Consider the following 15373-nt stretch of genomic DNA (forward strand, 5'->3'; position numbering starts at 1 on the left):
GCGGCTCACCGCGCCTCCCGCCGCCAGGCGACCAGGGCGACGCCGCCCAGCAGCAGAAGCGCGAGCCAGGGCGGCAGGAGCGGGACGGCGGCGATGCCGGTCACCGTGTGGTCCCCGCGCTGGCGCAGCCCGACCCAGTTGGCGCCTTGCGCATCCCGTCCCGCCCCGACGCGCCGGATCTCGGGCAGGAGGGAGCCGTCGCCGACATGGCGGGCTGCGCCGCCGCTGGCCGACACCAGCACCTCCAGCCTTCCGGCATCGGCGCGCAGATCGTCGAACTCGGGCGGGTTGGCGGGCACCGCGGCGGCATAGGCGCTGCGGCGCCCGTCGCTCACCTGCCAAAGCCCCTGCGCCTCCGCCGGGATGTCGAGCACGGCGCGGCCTCCCTCCATCCGGAACGCGTGGCGGGAGGTGGCGCCATCGGGAGCCGTCACCGCCGCTTCGGGCGGCGGCGATGCGTCGAGGCTGCGCCGCGTGGCGCGGAGGCGGCCTTCCTCGATCCGCGCCGACAGGTCCTCCTCTTCCAGCTCCGGCTCGCGCATCAGCCAGTGGGCGACGCGGCGCAGGAGCTCGGCCTGCGGACCGCCGCCATCGTGCTGGCGCGACCACAGCCAGATGTGGTCGCTGAGCATCAGCGCGACGCGCCCCTGGCCCACGCGATCGAGGACGAGCAGCGGCGCACCCTCCGCCCCCTCCATCACCGCCGTCCCGGCGCGCGGCTCGGTGCGGATGGTGCGGTACCAGCGGCCCCAGCTCGCGTCGCGCCCCTCAGTGTTGGCGCCGGGCAGGCCCTCCGTCACCGGATGGCGAGCGCCCTGCGGCGTCACGCGCGGGCGGTAGGCGCGCTCCAGAATCGCCTGCTGCGGCGAAAGCGGCCGGGCGGGCAGCACGGCGCCGAGCGGCGTGTTGGCGAGGCTCACCGCCCCCGCATATTCCGGCCCGACCGAAAGCAGCAGCGCGCCGCCCTGGCGCACGTAATCGGCGATGTTGCGCAGGTAGGTTGGCGGCAGGATGCCGCGATTAGCGAAGCGGTCGAAGACGATGAGGTCGAAATCGCGCAGCTTCACCTGGAACAGTTCGCGCACCGGGAAGGCGATCAGCGCCAGCTCGTTCAGCGGCGTCAGGTCGTCCTTCTCCGGCGGGCGCAGGATGGTGAAGTGAACGAGGTCCACGCCGGGGTCGGATTTCAACAGGCGCCGCCAGGTCCTCTCCCCGGCATGGGGCTCGCCGCTCACCAGCAGCACGCGCAGACGGTCGCGCACGCCATTCAGGTTCAGCACGACGCGGTTGTTGGCCTCGCTCACCTCGCCGGGGCGGGTTTCCGCCACCACCTCGATCACGGAAGGGCCAGCGCGTTCCACGGGCAGGGCGATGACGTGCTCGCGCCCCACCGGCACGCTTTCCGTCACCGGGGCGGCGCCGTCCCGCCGGATGGTGAGGCGCGCCGCGCCTTCGGAGCGGGCCAGGCCCAGATCCTCCACGAGGAGGCGCATCTCCACGGTGCGGCCGACGATGCCGAAGCTCGGCGCCTCCACCAGCCGGATGCGGCGGTCCACCTGGGCGGGGCGGCCGGGCAGCAGCAGGTGCAGCGGCACCTCGCCGCCCGGTGCCCAGTGCGGCGGCGCGTCGTGCACCTGCCCGTCGGAAAGCAGGAACACCCCGGCGAGGCGCGCGGCAGGGATCTCGGCCAGGGCGCGTTCCATCGCCGCGAAGGCGCGGGTGCCCTGGTTGCCGCCTTCCGGCACCTCGGCCACGCGAAGCTCCAGGTCGCGCAGCCGGCCGAGCCGCGCTTCCAGCCCTCGGCGCGCCGTCTCGATGGCGGCGGCATGGCCGGTCGCGGAAACGGTGCTGTCCGTGCGGTCCACCAGCACCAGGGCGATGTCGGGCCGAGTCTCGCGCGTTTCCTCCACGAGGCGCGGCCCGACCAACGCGCCGAGGATCAGCGCAAAGGCCAGGGCGCGCCACCACGCCCCGCGCGCCCGGTGCATCACCGCCGGCGCCAGCGCCAGGAGGCACAGCAGGGCGAGGGCGCCCAGCAGCCAGAGCGGCAGGATGGGTGCGAAGTCGAGGGCGAAGCTCGTGCGGTCCATCAGTTGCCAAGCCTCTCCAGGATGGCCGGGACGTGCACCTGGTCGCCCTTGTAGTTGCCGGTCAGCGCATAGGTCACGAGGTTGGCGCCGAAGCGCAGCGCCAGGACGCGCTGCCGCGCCCCGCCGGGAATGGCGGCATGCAGCGCGTTGCCGCGCGCGTCGCTGGCCCAGGCGGAGGCCCAGTCATGCCCGCCGATCACCACGGGGCTGACGCTGTCATTCGCCCGGTCCTGCTCGCGCGAGACCCAGACCGTGCCGCCCGCGAAGCGGCCGGGCAGTTCGGGCAGCAGGTAGAAGGCGCGGCGCAGCACGTGGTCTTCCGGCACCGGCATCAGCGGCGGGATGGTCAGGCCCTGGGTGACGCGGCGCAGGGCGGCGCGGGCCCCGGGCGAATAGCCCTCGCCCGAGCCTTCGTCGCGCGTGTCGAACAGGATGATGCCGCCATCGCGCATGAAGGTGTTGAGCGCGCCCTGCGCCGCCGCGTCCAGCGTCTGGGCGTCCGGCCGCACCACGAAGAGCAGCAGCGGGAAAAAGGACAGCTCGTCCCGCCCCGGCACCACGCCCACCGGCTCGGCGAGCGATGCGGAGGTGCGGCGGTTCACGAACTCCGACAGCCCCGAGAGCCCGGCGCGCGCCGTCTCGTCCGCCGAGGCGTCACCCGTGGCGACAAAGGCGAGGCGCGTCACCAGCGCGTGCTCGCCATCCTGCGCCCAGGCCGGTGAAGCGGCCAGCAAGGCCAGGGCGACCCCCGCCGCGCGCAGAGCCAACAACCCGCGCAGCCGCAGGGACAGCAGCAGATCCAGCGCCAGCAGCACCAGCGCGGCGGCGAGCAGCCAGGGCCCGAGGTCGCGCTCCGGCGGCAGGCCGGCGATGGCGCGGGTGGCGGCGCCGGGCGGCGGCGCGGCATGCGGCGCGGGCAGCGGCACCGCGCCTCCCAGGTTCAGCGCGCGGCGGAAGCCTTCCGCCCCCGGCGCACCATACCAGCCCGGCGGGGTGCGGGCGGTGATCGCCGTCTCGCCCTGGGCCGGGATGGGCTGTGCGCCGGGTGGCGGCGGGACGAGGCGCCCGAACCCGTCCAGCGCCTCCACCGGCGCCAGCGTCCCTTCCGCCTCGTTGCCCGCGACGCCGCCCGAAAGCGCGACGAGGCGCCGCAGCATCTGCACGAAGAGGCCCGAGAGTGGCAGGTCGGACCATTCCGCATTGGCGGTGACATGGAACAGCACGACGCGCCCGCGCCCGCGCGCCTGCCCGGTCACCAGCGGCGTGCCATCCGCCAGCCGGGCCCAGATGCGTGGGGCAAGGTCGGCGGAGGGCTCGGCCAGTACCTGCCGCGTCACCGAAACCTCGGCCGGGATGGGCAGGCCCGCGAAGGGCGAGGTCTCAGGGAAGGGGGCGAGGCGCTGCGGCTGTTCCCAGGACAAGGAGCCGCCCAGCTGCCGCTCCGCCCGCAGCCGCACGGGGAGCAGGGCATCGGTCTCCTCTGCGAGGCGCGGCCCGGCGAAGCGGACCAGCGTGCCGCCTTCCTCGACGAAGCGGGTCACGGCGGCGAGCTCAGGTCCCTCCAAGGGACGGTCGGCGAGGATCAGCACGGAAAGCGGGCGGGAAAGCAGACGTTCCGCCTCGCCGCGCCGCAACTCGGCGAAGGGCAGCAGGGCGCGCTCCAAGTAGAACAACTCGCCGATCAGCGGGGCGTCGGCACCGCCTTCGGCGCCGGGCAGCAGGCCCACGGGGCGGCGGCGGAAGCGCTCGTCCAGCAGCACGGTGGCGCCGGCCCCCGCCTCCTCGGCGACGTCGAGGCGGAAGATCTGGTTGCGGATCTCAGCCGGCAGGTCGAGCGCCGTTTCGCCGGAGGTGGCGCCGGCCGGCAAGGCGATGCGCGCCTGGGCCAGGGCGCGCCCGTCCTGGCCGCGCGCGACCAGCTGCGCCTCGGAGGCGATGGGGGCCGGCGATTGGTGCAACGCCGCCACCATGCGGTCCCCCTCGGCGCGGGGTGGCAGAAGGAGACGCACGGGCCGCTCCTCGTTGCGCGCGACGGTGAGGGGGGCGAGCCGGGCCATCAGCGCCTCCGCCGCGCCGTCGCCATGGGCCATCCCGTCCGAAAGGAAGATCGTCTCGAAGCGGCCATGCCCGCCGCGCTCCCAGGCTTCCAGCGCCGCAAGGGCGGCGGCGCGGTCGGGCAGCCAGGAGCGAGGGCGCAAAGCGGCGACGCGCGGCATGAGGTCGGCGGCGGGCATGGGGCCGAGGACGCGCGGTGCCGTCCCGCCCTCGCCGGGTGCGGTGGCGAGCAGGGCGGCTGGGCGCTCCTCGCGCGCGGCACGGTCCAGTTCGGCTTGCATGAGCGCGGCGCGCAGCGGCCAATCCGGCCCGCTGGCCCAGCCATCGTCCACCACCAGCAGAAGGAGGCCCTGGCCGGAGCCCCCGGCCTGTGGCCCCAGCACCGGCCGCGCCAGGCCCAGGATCACCAGCGCGGCGGCCAGGAGGCGGAGCAGCAGGATCCACCAGGGGGTGCGGGCCGGCGTCTCCTCTCGCGTCGGCAGGTCGCGCAGCAGGATGGCGGCGGGGAAATCCTGCTGTCGCGGCATGGGCGGGGTGACGCGCAGCAGCCACCACAGCGCCGGTAGGGCGGCGAGGGCAAAAAGCAGCGTGGGCGCGGCGAAGGAGATCATGGGCGGATCATGCCGGGGACAGCGCCTGCCACAGTCCGAGAAGGGCAAGCTGGGGCGGCTGGTCGGTGCGGTGGGTGGCGAAGCCCCATCCGGCGGTGCGGGCCAGGGCGGAAAGGGCGGCGCGATGCCCGGCCAATCGCTCGGCATACAGGCCGCGGACATCCTCGACGCGCGGCACCAGGGTCGGCGCCTCGCCCTCCAGACCCTCGAAGCGGACCCTTCCCCCATAGGGCAGGGCTTCCTCGGCGGGGTCCAGCACCTGGAGCATCTGGCCGCGCAGGGGACGGGCGGCGAAGCGGTGCAGCAATTCCTGCGCCTCCGGCAGGGGCTGAAGGAAATCACCGAACAGGACGATGCGCGCGTGGCGAGGAATGGCGGCGTCGTCCGGTGGGCCTTCCGCCCCCGTGCGGGCCAGGGCCGCAGCCAGGGCCGGGAGGGCGCCACGCCCGGCAAAGGAGCGCACGGGGCCGGGCGCCAGCCGCACCCGTTCCCCGCCGCGCAGCAGCAGGGCGGCAAGGGCGAGGAGCAGGAGGTCGGCCCGCTCTGCCTTGGTGGGAAGGGAGCGGCCGGAACGCCAGTCCATGGAAGCGGTGCGGTCGCGCCACAGCACCACGGTCTGGGCTGCCTCCCACTCCGTCTCGCGCACGAAAAGGCGATCGCCCTTGGCGCTTTGCCGCCAATCCACCCGGGCGGCGGCATCGCCCGTCACGTAGGGCCGGAACTGCCAGAATGCGTCGCCCATCCCGGCCCGGCGGCGGCCATGCGCGCCCTGCATCAGCGTGGCGGCCACGCGCTCCGCCTCCACCACCAGGGGCGGGAGGCGCGCAGCGGCCTCCTCCGCCCGCGGGGCAAGTCCCTCAGCCAACGGAGGCCTTGAGCGCGGCGATCACCTCCGCCAGCCGCACCCCGTCGGCGCGGGCGGCGAAGCTCAGCGCCATGCGGTGCCGCAGGACGGGCTCCGCCAGTTCCAGCACGTCCTCCACCGACGGGGCCAGGCGCCCGTCGAGCACGGCGCGGGCGCGGCAGGCCAGCATCAGCGCCTGGGCGGCGCGCGGCCCTGGCCCCCAGGCGAGGTGGGCCTGTGCCTCGGCCAGCGCGCCCTCCACCCCCGGTCGCGCCCCGCGCACGAGGCGCAGGATGGCGTCCACCACCCCCTCCCCGACGGGGATGCGGCGAATCAGCGCCTGCGCGGCCATGAGCTCGCGCGCCGTCATCGCGGGTTCCGCCCGCGCCTCGGCGGCGCCGGTGGTGGCGAGCAGCATCTCGCGCTCCGCCGCCTCGTCCGGATAGTCCATCTCCACTTCCAGCAGGAAGCGATCCAGCTGCGCCTCGGGCAGGGGGTAGGTGCCTTCCTGCTCGATGGGGTTCTGGGTGGCGAGGACGTGGAAGGGCTCGGGCAGGGGAAGGATGCGCCCGCCCACCGCCACCTTGCGCTCCTGCATGGATTGCAGCAGCGCCGACTGGGTGCGAGGCGAGGCGCGGTTGATCTCGTCGGCCATGAGAAGCTGGGTGAAGACCGGCCCCTCGATGAAGCGGAAGGCGCGCCGTCCGTCCTGCCCTTCCTCCAGCACTTCGGAGCCGAGGATGTCGGCCGGCATCAGGTCGGGGGTGAACTGCACGCGGCGCGCATCCAGCCCCATCACCGTTCCCAACGTCTCGACCAGCTTGGTCTTGCCGAGGCCCGGCACGCCGACCAAGAGCAGGTGCCCGCCGGAGAGCAAGGTGATGAAGGTGCGCTCCACCACCGTCTCCTGCCCGAAGATGACGCGGCCCACGGCGGCGCGGGCGCGGGCGAGGCGCTCGCCCAGCGATTCCACCTCTCCGATCAGGGAATCCGCGGAGGGCACTTCATTCATCCGGAACCGTCTCCCATATTGACGCGGCAGGAGGGGAGATGTTGCCCTTCCGCCCCAAAACGCGCCCTCGTGGCGGACTGCCAGGGAAGCCTATGCTGACGGAACGCCGGAACAAAGCGCCCAATGCCCATCAGGCGCACATGCCCGCCCCCGCATGGGCCAAACGCCCCAAGCACGATTGCGGTCGGCTGGACATGCGGATCGCCCGCGACGGGACGTGGCACTACAAGGGCAGTCCGATCAACCGGAAGGAACTGGTCTGCCTCTTTGCCTCCGTGCTGCAGCGCGGGGACGATGGCTCCTTCATCCTGGAGACGCCCGTCGAACGCGGCGTCATCGAGGTGGAGGACGCGCCCTTCATCGCGGTGGAGATGGTGTGGCGCGACTGCGAAGGGCATGACGGGCGCCAGTGTCAGTGCCTCAGCTTCCGCACCAATTGCGACGAGGTCGTCACCGCGGGCGCCGAGCACCCGATCCGCATCCATCTCGATCCCCAGACCCGCGAGCCGCGGCCCTACGTGACCATCCGCCCCGGACTCGAGGCGCGGATCACCCGCGCCGTCTTCTACGAGATGGTGGCCCTGGCGAATCCCGAAAGGGTGAACGGGCGCGAGGTGCTGGGCGTGTGGAGCGACGGCGTCTTCTTTCCGATCGACGAGGTCGCCGCGCTGGACTCCGCCGCCGAGTGACCGCCGCCGAGCTTCGATCCACCCTGGCGCGGCCGGACCTGTTCGACGGCCTGCCGCAAAGTTTCTCCGACGACGCAGAGGGGCTTTCCGAGACAGGCATCAAGCCCGCCGCCGTGCTGGTGCCGATCATCCTTCACGAGGGCGTGCCGGGCATCCTGCTCACCCGTCGCGCGGCCCATCTTTCCACCCATGCCGGGCAGGTGAGCTTTCCCGGCGGCCGCATGGAGCCGGGCGAGACGCCAGAGCAGGCCGCGCTGCGCGAGGCGGCGGAGGAAGTCGGCCTCGACCCGCGCCTGCCCGTCGTCATCGGCCGCCTGCCGCGTCACCTCACCGGCACGGGCTATGTCATCACCCCCATCGTGGCGAGCGTGGAGCCGCCGGTCTCCCTGACCACCGATCCGGGCGAGGTGGCGGCGGCCTTCGAGCTTCCGATCTCCATCCTGCTCGACCCCGCGGCACCACGGCGCGATTCCGCGATGTGGAAGGGGCGGCGGCGCGAGTACTGGGTCTGGCCGCATGGCGAGCACCATGTCTGGGGCGCCACCGCCGCCATCCTGGTGAACCTCGCTCGCGCCTTGCGCGGCGACGACCGGCAGCGAAACGCCGCATGGGCGTGATCCTCCAACTCCTTCTCTTCATCTCCCCCTTCGCCCTTTACGCTCTCTGGCTGAGGATGGGCGGACGGGCGCTTTCCCCTTCCGCCGCCGTGCTCGCCCTCACGACCATCGGCCTCGTCGCCGCCATCGCCGTCGCCTTCTGGCTGGGCCAGGAACGCGCGCTGGACCGCAACGAGCGCTACGTCCCCGCCCGCATCGAGGACGGGACGATCCGGCGGTGACGCTGCCGGAGGCGCTGCTGGCGCCTGCGCCGCAGGGTATCTTCGCTGCGCTGCCCGGCGCGCGCGCCGTGGGGGGCTGCGTGCGCGACGCCCTGGCGGGCCTGCCCCTGCACGACGTGGACATGGCCGCCCCGTTCCCGCCGGAGGAGATCGCGCGCCGCCTGGAGCAATCCGGCTTCAAGGTGATCGAGACGGGCGTCGCCCACGGCACCGTCACCGCCCTGCTGCACGGTCCGCCCGTGGAGGTGACGTCGCTGCGCCGCGACGTCTCCACCGATGGCCGCCACGCCGAGGTGGCCTGGACCGCCGATTGGCAGGAGGACGCGGCGCGGCGCGACTTCACCATCAACGCCATGTCGCTCGACGCCGGGGGCACGTTGCACGACTATTATGGCGGCGAGGCGGACCTCGCCGCCGGGATCGTGCGCTTCGTCGGGAACGCCGCCGCGCGCATCCGCGAGGACTACCTGCGCGCCCTGCGCTTCTTCCGCTTCCAGGCCCGCTACGGCCGTGGCGCGCCGGATGCCGAGGCGATCGCTGCCATCACCGAGGCGGTGCCCGGCCTCGCCCGGCTTTCCGCGGAGCGTGTCTGGGCCGAGATCAAGCGCCTCCTGCAAGCGCCCGACCCGCGCGATTCCTTGCTGCTGATGGGGGAAACGGGCGTTCTGCAGGCCATCCTGCCCGAGGCGGGGCTGCCCGAGCGTCTCGCTTCTGTCCTCAGCTCCCGCGACCCGCTGCTGCGCATCGCGGCGCTGCTGCCGGTGGGGACGGACCTCCAATCCCTTTCCGCCCGGCTGCGCCTTTCTGGCGAGGAACTGGCGCGGCTGCGCGCCCTCCACGGCACGGATGCGGTGCCCGCCGGGCGCGACCCCGCCAGCCTGCGCCGCTTCGGCGCCCGTGTCCGGACGCGCGGCCCCCACGCCACACCCGGCGAGGTGGCGCGCATCGCCGCCGCCTCCGAGCCGGGAGCGGGGCTGGAGGCGCTGTTCGACCTCGGCCCGGGTCCGGATTTCCCCTTGCTGGGCCGCGACGCCCTGGCCGCCGGCATCAAGCCGGGACCGGAGATGGGCCGCCTCCTCGCCGCCACGCGGGAATGGTGGATCGAGGGCGGCGCGGCGGCGGGGCGCGAGGAATGCCTTGCCCATCTGCGCCAACTGGCCGGATCGCCCCCCGCCTGATAGGCACGGCCGCAGCATGGCCGACCTTTCCAGCCTTTCCCTAGTCCGGCGCTTCTGGCGCGAGCACGGGTCGCCGCAGCGCGGGCGCATGGCCCTCGCCGTGCTGTTCACCGTTCTGCTCGCCGGGACCACGGCGCTGTATCCCATCGTGATCCAGCAGGCCTTCGACCTGTTCGGCCGCGGCGACCCGCTCGTGGTCTGGCTGCTGCCGCCGGTCATCATCGGCGTGACGGCGGCGCGCGGCCTGTTCATGTTCGGGCAGCAGGCCGCGATCCAGGGGGCAGTTCTGCGGACGGTGGAGCACCTGCAGAACGCGCTGTTTCGCGCGCTGACTCGCGCGGATTACGCACAGGTCGCGGCCCACGCCCCCGCGCGCCACGCCAGCCGCTTCACCACCGACGCGGTGGCGATCCGCGACGCCATGGCACGCTCGGTGAACGGGTTGGGGGACGCGCTCACCATCATCGGCCTCGTCGCCTCCATGCTGTGGCTCGACTGGCAGTTGGCTCTGCTGGCGGCGCTGCTCTACCCGGTCGCGCTCTGGCCCATCCTGTCCATCGGCAAGCGCATCCGCCGCGCCTCCTCCGGCATGCAGGACCGCATGGCCGAGACCAACGCGCTGCTCAACGAAAGCTTCGCCGCCGCGCGCGTCGTCCGCACCTACCGGCTGGAGGAGGCGGAGGAGGGCCGCGCCCGCCGCGCCTTCGCCGACCTGCGCGCCAGCCTCTACCGCATCGCCCTGACCCGCGCGCGGGTGGACCCGATCCTGGAAGCGCTGGGCGGGCTGACCGTCGCCGTGGTGCTCGCCTTCGTCGGCTGGCGCGTGGCGAGCGGGCAGGGAACGATCGGCGAGTTCACGGGCTTCGTCGCCGCCGCCCTCATCGCCTCGCGCCCCGCCCGCGCGCTGGGTTCGCTCAACGCGTCCCTGCAGGAGGGGCTGGCGGGACTCCAGCGCGTCTTCGGCGTGATGGACACGCCGCGCCGCGTCACCGACGCGCCGGACGCCGAGCCGCTCCCGCCCGGCCCAGGCCGCGTCGCGTTCGAGGGCGTGGGCTTCCATTATCCGGGCCGGGAGGGCGCCGCGCTGCGCGACCTGTCCTTCGTGGCCGCGCCTGGTCAGACCGTGGCGCTGGTCGGTCCCTCCGGCGCCGGGAAATCCACCGCCCTGGCGCTGCTGCCGCGCCTCGCGGACCCTGGCTCGGGCCGCATCACGATGGATGGGGCGGATCTGCGCGACGTCACCCTCGCCAGCCTGCGCGACGCCATCGCCTATGTCGGGCAGGATGCGGTGATCTTCGACGACACTGCCTTCGCCAACATCGCCTGCGGCCGCCCCGGCGCCAGCCGCGACGAGGTGGAGGCAGCGGCCCGCGCCGCCCGTGCGCACGAGTTCATTGCCGCGCTGCCGCAGGGCTACGACACGATGCTGGGCCCGGGAGGCGGCGCGCTCTCGGGCGGACAGCGCCAGCGCGTCTCCCTCGCCCGCGCGCTGCTGCGCGACCCGCGCATCCTCCTTCTGGACGAGGCGACCAGCGCCCTCGACACGGAGAACGAGGCGGCAATCCAGGCGGCCCTGGCGCGGCTGCGCGCCGGTCGGACGACGCTGGTGATCGCGCATCGCCTCGCCACCGTGAAGGACGCGGACCGCATCGTCGTGATGGAGGACGGCACGGCGACCGAGCAGGGCAACCACGCCGAACTCATGGCGCAGGACGGGCTCTATGCCCGGCTGGTCCGCTCCCAGGCCTTCGCCGACGCCTGACTTGATCGGCCGCAAAGGCCGGGCTGCCGCGATGCGCTATCCTCCCGGGAGCAGCACAGGAGGACACGCATGATCGCCCGCGACGTGATGACCCGCTCCCTGGTGACGGTGCGGCCCGAGATGCCGGTGGCGAGCCTCGCTTCCCTGCTGTCGGAGCGGGGTATTTCCGGCGTGCCGGTGACGGATGAGAAGGGCTGCCTCCTCGGCATCGTGACCGAGGGCGACCTGCTGCGCCGCATCGCCGCGCCGCGCGACGAGAAGCCGGGGCTGCTAGCTGGGCTGTTCGGCGATGCCGGCACGCTTGCCGCGCAGTTCAGCCGCGCCCATGGCCGCACCGTGGCGGATGTGATGACGCGCGAGGTGGAGACGGTCACGCCCGGGGCGCCGCTTCCCGCCATTGCCACGCTGATGGAACAGCGGGGCATCCGGCGCGTGCCTGTGACGGAGGAGGGAATGCTGCTCGGCGTCGTGTCCCGCGCCGACCTGCTGCGCGCCCTGCTCGCGGAAAGCCCCGAAGCGACGCAGGCGGACGATGCTGAGATCCGGCGCGAACTGGCGCGCCGCCTGCGCGAGCAGCCCTGGGCGGACCGCCACTTCCTCCATGCCTCGGTGCGCGAAGGGGCGGTGACGCTCTCCGGCTTCGCCCGCAATCCCGAGGTGGCGCGGGCGCTGCGCGTGCTGGCGGAAGGCGTGCCGGGCGTGCGCCACGTGTCGGTGGACCTTGCCCCGCCCCCGCCCTTCATGCTGCGCGGGACGCCCTAGCCCGGCGGGTCACCGCGGGGCGTCGCGCGGGCGCCAGGAATCCAGGTGGGTGTGATTCAGGAAGAACTCGTCGCGCGGGAACATGTCCGTCAGCGGCGGCTCGGCGCGGGGCGTCCCTTCGTTCCACACCGTCACCGGCCCGTCCACGAGCCTGGACAGGTCGTCGGAGCGGGGATTGCCACGGCGCGCATGGGCGAGGACTTCCGGACTGCGCAGCAATTCCAGCAGCGCGGCATGGCCGAAGGGAATGGGGCGGTCGCTGCCGATCATCACCTGGACCGGCGTGAGCAGGATCGCGTGGGGAAAGGAGGCGGCAAAGGTGTCGATGACGCGCCAGGTGGGCGCCCACTGCACGTAGAGCCCGCCGGGGGCGAGGCGCGCGCGCACCTGCTGGAGGAACTCGGCTGAATAGAGCAGGCCGGAATGGCTGGATTGCGGGCGGATCGCATCCGCCTCGATCACGTCGTAAAGGCCGTCGACGCGCGTCAGCGCCCGCCGTCCGTCTCCATATTCCAGGGTGACGCGCCTGTCGGCCAGCATGGACGCCACCGCGCCGTCCGGCCGCTCCTCCGCGATGTCCTCCAGCGCGTCCAGCACGGGGCGCACCAGCTCGATCGCGCGGATCTCCTCCGTCCGGCGGCTGACCGTCGCGCCGTAGGGCGTCCCGCCCGAGCCGACGCCGATGGCGAGGATGCGCTTCGGCTCCGGATGCAGCAGCGGCCCCAGCATGCCGAGCAGGATGTGGGTGTCGAGAAAGGGCACGAAGCCCTGACCGTGTCCCATGATGAAGAAGCGCCCGTCTTCGCGCCCCGGCAGGGTCGCGCGCTCGCGGTAGAGCACCACGCCCGAGCGGTCCTCGCCCCAGGCGGTCAGGGTCGGGGCGGTGATGCCGTGCATGCGCGTCCAGAAGGCGGCATTGCCCGGAACGGCGAAGAGGATCAGGGCCGTCGCGCCGGCGAGGGCGAGGATCGGCCGCCGCGCCGCTCGCGCCTGGAACAGCCAGAACAGCAGCAGGAGCAGTGACAGCGCCGCCAGCAGCCGCAGCGTCCCCGCCGTGCCGAAGTAGTGGAAGGTGACGAGGCCCGTGAGGATGGAGCCCGCGGCGTTGCCCAGGATGTTCGCCAGCTGGACCCATCCGACGCGCGCCCCCACGCTCGCCAGGTCCTGCTGCACAGCGCGCTGCACGAAGGGAAAGGTCATGCCGATGATGAAGGAGGGCGGCGCGACCACCAGCACGATGATGAAGGTGGAGACCGCGATCTCGCGCGGGCCGAAGCGGTCGAAATCCACCCCCATCCAGTCGCGCAGCGGGTTTTCGCCGATGGCCCACCACAGCGCGCCCAGCAGCAGCGCGCCCAGGGCGAAGCCGCCGCCCTGCGTCAGGAAGAAGGCCGGGCGCGGGTCCTTCATGCGGCGCACCATGCGCGCGGCCAGCGCCATGCCGAGCCCGTCGGCGAGCAGGAAGATGCCGAGCACGGTCGGGAAGAGATAGGCGTGGTACTGGCCGAACTGGCCCAGCACCCGCACCCAGACGATCTCCAGCGCCACGATCACGTAGCCGGACAGGAAGACCAGCAGGCACCAGAGCGGCAGGTTGCCGAAGGGCTCGCCGCCCTTCGCGTCCGCCACCTTCTCCGCGGCCGGCGCGGTGCGCGGCGTCGCGCCCAGCAGCGTCAAGGCCAATCCCGCCGCCACGAGATCCAGCCCAGCCGCGAGGCCGAGCGCGCCGACATAGCCGAGATTGCCGACGATGAACCAACCGCCGAGCAGCGCGCCCAGCCCCGCCCCCAGCGTGTTCAGCCCGTAGAGCGTGCCGATCCGTTCCGCCACCGTCTCCAGGCTGGTGGCCACCGCGCGCGCGAGAAAGGGCAGGGAGGCGCCCATGAGCGTGGTCGGGACGACGAGGCCCGCGAAGCACAGGGCGAAGATGGCCGGGACGCTGGTCACGCTCTCCGACAGGCCCATCGCGATGAAGTCGTACAGGAAGAACTTGGAAAGCAGGGCGCAGACCGCGACCCCCGCCTCGCAGAGGGCGAAGCCTGCCAGGGCGGCGCGCGGGGAAAGCCGGTCCGCCCATTTCGCCCCGAGGATGGAGCCGAGCCCCAGCCCCGCAAGGAAGGCGCCCACCACCAGGGCGGCCGAAACCGTGTCGCTCCCGGCGAAGACACCCAGCATGCGCTGCCAGATGATCTGGCACAGCAGGGCGCCGAATCCGGAAAGGAAGAAGGCGATCATGAGCCGGGTCATGCTACCTTCCCTGCGATGGAATCGCGGCCTCGGCAAGGCGGCTTGACCCCCGGTGAGGGCTGGTTTCCCATCCGGGAAAACACGGAGGAATCCATGAAGGCCTGGGCTGTCGTCGAATGCGGGAAGCCGCTCGAGGAAATGGAGCTTCCCACCCCGGAGCCGCAGGGCGACGAGGTGCTGCTGGAGGTCACCCATGCCGGGGTGTGCCACAGCGACCTGCACATCTGGGAAGGCGAGTACGACCTGGGTGTGCGCGGCAAGCTGCGCATGACCGACCGCGGGGTGAAGCTGCCGCTCGCCATGGGCCATGAGATCGTCGGCCGCGTGGCGAAGTGGGGGCCGGGGGCCGAGGGCAAGGTCAAGAAGGGCGAGATCCGTCTCGTCTTCCCCTGGGTCGGCTGCGGCGAGTGCGCCCGCTGCAAGGCGGATGAGGAGAACATGTGCGCGGTCCGCCCGCGCGCCCTCGGCGTCTACCAGAATGGCGGCTACGCGACGCATGTGCTGGCGACGCACTGGAAGCACCTGATCCCGATCGACGGGCTGGACCCGGCCCTGGCCGCAACCTACGCCTGCTCCGGCGTCACGGTGTACTCGGCGATCGGCAAGCTGATGCCCATGCCACCGGACGAGGCGATCGTGGTGGTGGGTGCGGGCGGGCTGGGCCTGCAATGCGTCGCCATCCTGAAGGCGATGGGCCACCGCGCCATCTGCGCCGTGGACGTGGACGCCTCCAAGCTGGAGGCCGCGAAGGCGCAGGGCGCCTCCGCCACCGTGCTGGGCGGCGAAGACACGGCGAAGCGGATCGTCGAGGCGTGCGGTGGGCCGGTGATGGGGGTGATCGACCTCGTCAACGGCACGCAGACCGCGATGGCCGCCTTCGATGCGCTGGGCAAGGGCGGCAAGCTGGTGCAGGTCGGGCTGTTCGGGGGCGAGATGCGGGTGCCGCTGCCGCTGATGCCGATCCGCGCCATTACCATCCAGGGCTCCTACGTGGGCTCGCTGAAGGAATTGCGGGCGTTGGTCTCCATGGCGCAGAAGGGGCAGGTGCCGCCCATCCCCATCACGAAGGAGCCCTTCGAGGCCGCCAACTCCGCCCTGAACCGGCTCCGGGATGGGAAGGTGACGGGGCGGATCATCCTTTCGGCGGGTTGAGCGGCGGGAAAAGCGGTGCTACAGCCCCGGCAGTCGGAGCGTAGCGCAGCCTGGTAGCGCATCAGTCTGGGGGACTGGGGGTCGTGGGTTCGAATCCCGCCGCTCCGACCATCCACCCCCCCCTTCCATCCTG

Annotated in this window: 12 protein-coding genes and 1 tRNA gene; 8 read left to right on the top strand and 5 right to left on the bottom strand. The window is 72.9% G+C overall.

From position 1 onward, the window contains the following. Positions 1-5: 5 nt before the first annotated feature. Genes OF850_RS16640 through OF850_RS16655 form a run of 4 tightly spaced genes read right to left on the bottom strand, consistent with a single transcriptional unit; the run spans position 6 to position 6612 of the window. Entirely contained in the window at positions 6-2090 is a 2085-nt protein-coding gene (locus OF850_RS16640) for a hypothetical protein (RefSeq protein WP_301591445.1), read from the bottom strand. Continuing rightward, positions 2090-4756, bottom strand: a complete 2667-nt coding sequence (locus OF850_RS16645; protein WP_301591446.1) for a DUF4159 domain-containing protein — start codon at positions 4754-4756, stop codon at positions 2090-2092. Before OF850_RS16645 ends, OF850_RS16640 begins: the two co-directional genes overlap by 1 nt. Before the next feature lie 7 nt (positions 4757-4763). Further along, complete coding sequence (locus tag OF850_RS16650; RefSeq protein WP_301591447.1) at positions 4764-5621, bottom strand: DUF58 domain-containing protein; 858 nt, start codon at positions 5619-5621, stop codon at positions 4764-4766. Beyond that, positions 5614-6612, bottom strand: a complete 999-nt coding sequence (locus tag OF850_RS16655) for an AAA family ATPase (protein WP_301591448.1) — start codon at positions 6610-6612, stop codon at positions 5614-5616. Before OF850_RS16655 ends, OF850_RS16650 begins: the two co-directional genes overlap by 8 nt. A gap of 140 nt (positions 6613-6752) precedes the next feature. On the opposite strand from OF850_RS16655, the gene OF850_RS16660 reads away from it, so the two are divergent. From OF850_RS16660 to OF850_RS16685, 6 genes are all read left to right on the top strand, one after another. After that, positions 6753-7301 carry a DUF1285 domain-containing protein gene (locus OF850_RS16660; protein WP_301591449.1) on the top strand — a complete coding sequence of 183 codons (549 nt, stop codon included), beginning with the start codon at positions 6753-6755 and terminating at the stop codon, positions 7299-7301. Continuing rightward, positions 7298-7918, top strand: coding sequence for an NUDIX hydrolase (locus OF850_RS16665; RefSeq protein WP_301591450.1), 621 nt, complete (start codon positions 7298-7300; stop codon positions 7916-7918). The genes OF850_RS16660 and OF850_RS16665 overlap by 4 nt, the downstream gene beginning before the upstream one ends. Beyond that, positions 7909-8139, top strand: a complete 231-nt coding sequence (locus OF850_RS16670) for a hypothetical protein (RefSeq protein WP_301591451.1) — start codon at positions 7909-7911, stop codon at positions 8137-8139. Before OF850_RS16665 ends, OF850_RS16670 begins: the two co-directional genes overlap by 10 nt. Further along, positions 8136-9317 (top strand): CCA tRNA nucleotidyltransferase, encoded by a 1182-nt coding sequence (locus OF850_RS16675; protein WP_301591452.1) that lies wholly within the window; start codon positions 8136-8138, stop codon positions 9315-9317. Before OF850_RS16670 ends, OF850_RS16675 begins: the two co-directional genes overlap by 4 nt. Before the next feature lie 16 nt (positions 9318-9333). After that, complete coding sequence (locus OF850_RS16680; protein ID WP_301591453.1) at positions 9334-11079, top strand: ABC transporter ATP-binding protein; 1746 nt, start codon at positions 9334-9336, stop codon at positions 11077-11079. 69 nt (positions 11080-11148) lie between these two features. Then, positions 11149-11841, top strand: a complete 693-nt coding sequence (locus OF850_RS16685) for a CBS domain-containing protein (RefSeq protein ID WP_301591454.1) — start codon at positions 11149-11151, stop codon at positions 11839-11841. Positions 11842-11850: 9 nt separating this feature from the next. Here OF850_RS16685 and OF850_RS16690 read toward each other — a convergent pair whose 3' ends face one another. Beyond that, positions 11851-14088: a fused MFS/spermidine synthase gene (locus tag OF850_RS16690; RefSeq protein WP_301591455.1), complete on the bottom strand. Its 2238-nt coding sequence runs from the start codon at positions 14086-14088 to the stop codon at positions 11851-11853. Positions 14089-14181: 93 nt separating this feature from the next. On the opposite strand from OF850_RS16690, the gene OF850_RS16695 reads away from it, so the two are divergent. Together OF850_RS16695 and OF850_RS16700 are read left to right on the top strand one after the other, a co-directional pair. After that, positions 14182-15240: an alcohol dehydrogenase gene (locus tag OF850_RS16695; protein ID WP_301591456.1), complete on the top strand. Its 1059-nt coding sequence runs from the start codon at positions 14182-14184 to the stop codon at positions 15238-15240. 34 nt (positions 15241-15274) lie between these two features. Next, positions 15275-15351 (top strand) — tRNA-Pro (locus OF850_RS16700). Positions 15352-15373 lie beyond the last annotated feature (22 nt).

It is taken from the genome of Sabulicella glaciei (assembly GCF_026183895.1).
In the GTDB taxonomy this organism is placed as follows: domain Bacteria; phylum Pseudomonadota; class Alphaproteobacteria; order Acetobacterales; family Acetobacteraceae; genus Roseococcus; species Roseococcus glaciei.

Coding starts and splice junctions, on each gene's coding strand:
- OF850_RS16640 (WP_301591445.1), bottom strand. CDS start 2,090: ATGGACCGCACGAGCTTCGCCCTCGACTTCGCACCCATCCTGCCGCTC.
- OF850_RS16645 (WP_301591446.1), bottom strand. CDS start 4,756: ATGATCTCCTTCGCCGCGCCCACGCTGCTTTTTGCCCTCGCCGCCCTA.
- OF850_RS16655 (WP_301591448.1), bottom strand. CDS start 6,612: ATGAATGAAGTGCCCTCCGCGGATTCCCTGATCGGAGAGGTGGAATCG.
- OF850_RS16660 (WP_301591449.1), top strand. CDS start 6,753: ATGCCCGCCCCCGCATGGGCCAAACGCCCCAAGCACGATTGCGGTCGG.
- OF850_RS16670 (WP_301591451.1), top strand. CDS start 7,909: ATGGGCGTGATCCTCCAACTCCTTCTCTTCATCTCCCCCTTCGCCCTT.
- OF850_RS16680 (WP_301591453.1), top strand. CDS start 9,334: ATGGCCGACCTTTCCAGCCTTTCCCTAGTCCGGCGCTTCTGGCGCGAG.
- OF850_RS16685 (WP_301591454.1), top strand. CDS start 11,149: ATGATCGCCCGCGACGTGATGACCCGCTCCCTGGTGACGGTGCGGCCC.
- OF850_RS16690 (WP_301591455.1), bottom strand. CDS start 14,088: ATGACCCGGCTCATGATCGCCTTCTTCCTTTCCGGATTCGGCGCCCTG.
- OF850_RS16695 (WP_301591456.1), top strand. CDS start 14,182: ATGAAGGCCTGGGCTGTCGTCGAATGCGGGAAGCCGCTCGAGGAAATG.